This is a genomic window from Comamonas sp. SY3, assembly GCF_041730275.1.
In the GTDB taxonomy this organism is placed as follows: Bacteria; Pseudomonadota; Gammaproteobacteria; order Burkholderiales; family Burkholderiaceae_C; genus Comamonas; species Comamonas sediminis.
In genome coordinates this window covers 1-4,455 of record NZ_JBGTYN010000046.1, presented here as the reverse complement: position 1 = coordinate 4,455, position 4,455 = coordinate 1, and the positions used below count along the sequence as shown (strand labels likewise).

Genomic DNA, 4,455 nt, shown 5'->3' with positions numbered 1-4,455 from the left:
GCCTTGCGACGGAGCGGGGTCGCTGCCGACCGGCTCATCCTCGATCCGGGGATGGGATTTTTCTTGAGCCCCGCACCGGAAACATCGCTGCACGTGCTGTCGAACCTTCAAAAGCTGAAGTCGGCGTTGGGGCTTCCGCTATTGGTCTCGGTGTCGCGGAAATCCTTCTTGGGCGCCACCGTTGGCCTTCCTGTAAAGGATCTGGGTCCAGCGAGCCTTGCGGCGGAACTTCACGCGATCGGCAATGGCGCTGACTACGTCCGCACCCACGCGCCTGGAGATCTGCGAAGCGCAATCACCTTCTCGGAAACCCTCGCGAAATTTCGCAGTCGCGACGCCAGAGACCGAGGGTTAGATCATGCCTAGCATTCACCTTCCGGCCGCCCGCTAGCGGACCCTGGTCAGGTTCCGCGAAGGTGGGCGCAGACATGCTGGGCTCGTCAGGATCAAACTGCACTATGAGGCGGCGGTTCATACCGCGCCAGGGGAGCGAATGGACAGCGAGGAGCCTCCGAACGTTCGGGTCGCCTGCTCGGGTGATATCGACGAGGTTGTGCGGCTGATGCACGACGCTGCGGCGTGGATGTCCGCCAAGGGAACGCCCGCCTGGGACGTCGCGCGGATCGACCGGACATTCGCGGAGACCTTCGTCCTGAGATCCGAGCTCCTAGTCGCGAGTTGCAGCGACGGCATCGTCGGCTGTTGCACCTTGTCGGCCGAGGATCCCGAGTTCTGGCCCGACGCCCTCAAGGGGGAGGCCGCATATCTGCACAAGCTCGCGGTGCGACGGACACATGCGGGCCGGGGTGTCAGCTCCGCGCTGATCGAGGCTTGCCGCCATGCCGCGCGAACGCAGGGGTGCGCCAAGCTGCGGCTCGACTGCCACCCGAACCTGCGTGGCCTATACGAGCGGCTCGGATTCACCCACGTCGACACTTTCAATCCCGGCTGGGATCCAACCTTCATCGCAGAACGCCTAGAACTCGAAATCTAACGTCCGTTCGGGCATCGAGGTCCATGTCGGGGTGGGACGGGCCCGTGGCTTCAAGATCACTTGCAGTCCGACCGCGATGTCTTGGTTGCGCGAGAGGTTGTCGATATCCTCCACTTCCATCATCAACCCTGGATAATGCCGCCGCCGTCATCGCCGCCGACGCCCGTGCCGGGCTTTTCGGGCCTGTCAGGCTTGCTCGGCCTTCAGCCTGCCTGGGCGAGATCTCCGGCGGACGGATTAACGGCGGAGCTTCGCCGCCTTTCGTGCGTGTGAAGGCCGAAGATAGTTCTCTCAAAAACATCCGTTTATGAGAGATACCAAATGTCATTTTCAGAAGACGACTGCACCAGTTGATTGGGCGTAATGGCTGTTGTGCAGCCAGCTCCTGACAGTTCAATATCAGAAGTGATCTGCACCAATCTCGACTATGCTCAATACTCGTGTGGGCTCTGTTGCAAAAATCGTGAAGCTTGAGCATGCTTGGCGGAGATTGGACGGACGGAACGATGACGGATTTCAAGTGGCGCCATTTCCAGGGTGATGTGATCCTGTGGGCGGTGCGCTGGTATTGTCGCTATCCGATCAGCTATCGCGACCTTGAGGAAATGCTGGCGGAACGCGGCATTTCGGTCGACCATACGACGATCTATCGCTGGGTCCAGTGCTACGCCCCGGAGATGGAGAAGCGGCTGCGCTGGTTCTGGCGGCGTGGCTTTGATCCGAGCTGGCGCCTGGATGAAACCTACGTCAAGGTGCGGGGCAAGTGGACCTACCTGTACCGGGCAGTCGACAAGCGGGGCGACACGATCGATTTCTACCTGTCGCCGACCCGCAGCGCCAAGGCAGCGAAGCGGTTCCTGGGCAAGGCCCTGCGAGGCCTGAAGCACTGGGAAAAGCCTGCCACGCTCAATACCGACAAAGCGCCGAGCTATGGTGCAGCGATCACCGAATTGAAGCGCGAAGGAAAGCTGGACCGGGAGACGGCCCACCGGCAGGTGAAGTATCTCAATAACGTGATCGAGGCCGATCACGGAAAGCTCAAGATACTGATCAAGCCGGTGCGCGGTTTCAAATCGATCCCCACGGCCTATGCCACGATCAAGGGATTCGAAGTCATGCGAGCCCTGCGCAAAGGACAGGCTCGCCCCTGGTGCCTGCAGCCCGGCATCAGGGGCGAGGTGCGCCTTGTGGAGAGAGCTTTTGGCATTGGGCCCTCGGCGCTGACGGAGGCCATGGGCATGCTCAACCACCATTTCGCAGCAGCCGCCTGATCGGCGCAGAGCGACAGCCTACCTCTGACTGCCGCCAATCTTTGCAACAGAGCCACACAGCGCGACTTGGGCCGCAATGTGGAACAGGTAGTGCGGTCCCTGCACAAACCGATCCTGACCGTGACCGAAGGCTTCAAAGAGCCGCAGCGCGTGATGATCGCCTTCGACGGTAGTACCGTGACCCGGCGTGGCGTCGAAATGGTCGCAGGCAGCCCGCTGTTCCGTGGCTTGCCAATCACCCTGCTGATGTCGGGAAAGGAAAGCCAGGACGCACCCAAGCAGCTTGATTGGGCCAAGACCACCTTGGAGGCCTCTGGCTTCAATGTGACCGCCTCGCTGATCCCCGGCGATGCGGAAAACATCATCGCCAAGACGGTCAAGGAGCAGTCCATCGACATGCTCATCATGGGCGCATTCGGTCACTCGCCGCTGCGCACTTTGATGTTCGGCAGCAAGACCGCTGACCTGCTGCGTTCCTCGACCGTCCCCACGCTTCTACTGCGATAGCGAAGGAGTCGCCTCAATGGACATGGAACAGTTCCGCGCTCGACTGCTGATCGAGCAAAGGGAAACCGTTGAGGCAATCCAGCAGGCTCAACAGTCCGCCGCGCCGGTCGAGCTGGATCAATCCTGTGTCGGTAGGGTGTCGCGTATCGACGCCCTCCAACAGCAGGCTCTCGCCCAAGGATTGCGGGAGCGGCTGACCATTCGCAAGCGCAAGGTCGAAGCTGCGCTGGCCCGCCTCGACTCTGGCACCTATGGGCTGTGCTGCGCCTGTCACAGTGATTTGGAGCCGGAACTGTTGAACGCCGATCCTGCTGTTGTGTTCTGCCAGGAATGCGCGACAGCGCGTCAATGACAAAGCCGTATTGATGCCCAACGGCGGAGCCGTTTTGCCTTAACGTGCTTTATTTTCCGTTTTCTGAGGCGACCCCAGATAGCTCCTCGAATTGCACCGTTCGAGGATCCCGCGATTTCTGCGGCACTGGAGCAGGCGCTGTCAGCGGAGGGCATCATGTTCCATACTGGCGCCAATCTGACAAACGTCGTACCACACGAGAGCGGGGTGCTTGCAACTGTCGTCGCCGAAGGACGTACTCAGCAAATTTTCGCCCATAAGATTCTCATAGCGACGGGGCGCCGTCCGGCAACTGAAGGACTCAACTTGGATGCTGTCAATGTGTCCAGGGGCGATCGAGGCGAAATAATTGTGGACGAACATCTGCGAACCTCAAATCCTCGCATCTGGGCAGCGGGCGATGTCACTGGTATGGCTCAATTAGTGTATGTCGCTAGTGCGCAGGGGACCGTGGCCGCGAGCAATGCTCTGGGCAACGAGCCTCGGTCCCTAGACTACACCGCCTTGCCCCGCGTCATTTTCACGTCGCCCGAGATGGCTGCTGTCGGCATGACTCCTATGCAGGCTGAGGCGGCCCAAATTGCCTATGATGTTCGTGAAATTCCGGTTTCCTTTGTTCTACGTGCTATTGTAAGTCGTCACGACAAAGGGATAATCAAGATGATATCCGAGCGTGAGACAGGAAGGATTCTGGGTATTCATATGGTAGGCGAATCTGCTGGAGAGGTTATTGCAGCTGCAACCTATATTATCTCCGCAGGACTTACGGTTGACCAACTTGCAAAACAGTGGTCTCCGTACTTCACTATGGCGGAGTCGCTTAAAAACGTAGCAAGCAGTGCGCCAACTTTGGAAGATTCGGCTAATGGCTAAATCTTATTATTACTATGCGCTTAAATTTCAAGGGATCGTTTCAGGGTAAAGTTTCCTGATGTGAGCATGTTTGAGTTTTTTGCTATGGCGGGATCGCTCAATGGGCTTCCCGCCTTTTTTGTGGTGAATCATTAAAGAATTTGCCGATCTTGAATATATGCATAAAAACTCAGGGGGTGCCGTTCAGTCTGTTGACGAGAAAGATAGGATTCTTTTACTGAGAAATTCCCGTCAGAACTTCAATTTATCTTCTCTAAATTTGAAAGGTTGTCAGGCAATTCATGCGCGATGAGTAGACACGCTGGCCTGCTTCAGTGCCCCCGAGTACTGCGACCAGAAGGAAAGGGGTTATTCGTTTCATAGTTCGATTTCCTGCTGTGGGCTACTGCTTCGCAGCCGCCGTCACCGCCGAGGACGCGCTTAAGGCCAAGGCCATTTCCTGGGTCATGGTGGGCGGT

Annotated in this window: 6 protein-coding genes; all 6 read left to right on the top strand. The window is 58.1% G+C overall.

The features are described 5' to 3' along the window. Nucleotides 1-366, top strand: a 366-nt coding sequence (locus tag ACCQ08_RS25875) for a dihydropteroate synthase (protein ID WP_072098454.1), incomplete at its 5' end; no start/stop codon positions are given. 127 nt (nt 367-493) lie between these two features. Beyond that, the gene (locus ACCQ08_RS25870) at nt 494-994 is read left to right on the top strand and encodes a GNAT family N-acetyltransferase (RefSeq protein WP_000376623.1); all 501 of its coding nucleotides are present in this window, start codon (nt 494-496) and stop codon (nt 992-994) included. A gap of 506 nt (nt 995-1,500) precedes the next feature. Next, entirely contained in the window at nt 1,501-2,265 is a 765-nt protein-coding gene (locus tag ACCQ08_RS25865; protein ID WP_001389365.1) for an IS6-like element IS6100 family transposase, read from the top strand. Between the two features lie 90 nt (nt 2,266-2,355). Next, entirely contained in the window at nt 2,356-2,772 is a 417-nt protein-coding gene (locus tag ACCQ08_RS25860) for a universal stress protein (protein WP_234687952.1), read from the top strand. Nucleotides 2,773-2,788: 16 nt separating this feature from the next. Further along, nucleotides 2,789-3,124, top strand: coding sequence for a molecular chaperone DnaK (locus ACCQ08_RS25855; protein ID WP_011518936.1), 336 nt, complete (start codon nt 2,789-2,791; stop codon nt 3,122-3,124). Nucleotides 3,125-3,133: 9 nt separating this feature from the next. After that, nucleotides 3,134-3,997: an FAD-dependent oxidoreductase gene (locus ACCQ08_RS25850; RefSeq protein WP_369951731.1), complete on the top strand. Its 864-nt coding sequence runs from the start codon at nt 3,134-3,136 to the stop codon at nt 3,995-3,997. Nucleotides 3,998-4,455 lie beyond the last annotated feature (458 nt).

What these genes read in the sequence shown, in the direction of transcription:
- ACCQ08_RS25870 (WP_000376623.1), top strand. Translation starts at nt 494, where the DNA reads ATGGACAGCGAGGAGCCTCCGAACGTTCGGGTCGCCTGCTCGGGTGAT.
- ACCQ08_RS25865 (WP_001389365.1), top strand. Translation starts at nt 1,501, where the DNA reads ATGACGGATTTCAAGTGGCGCCATTTCCAGGGTGATGTGATCCTGTGG.
- ACCQ08_RS25855 (WP_011518936.1), top strand. Translation starts at nt 2,789, where the DNA reads ATGGACATGGAACAGTTCCGCGCTCGACTGCTGATCGAGCAAAGGGAA.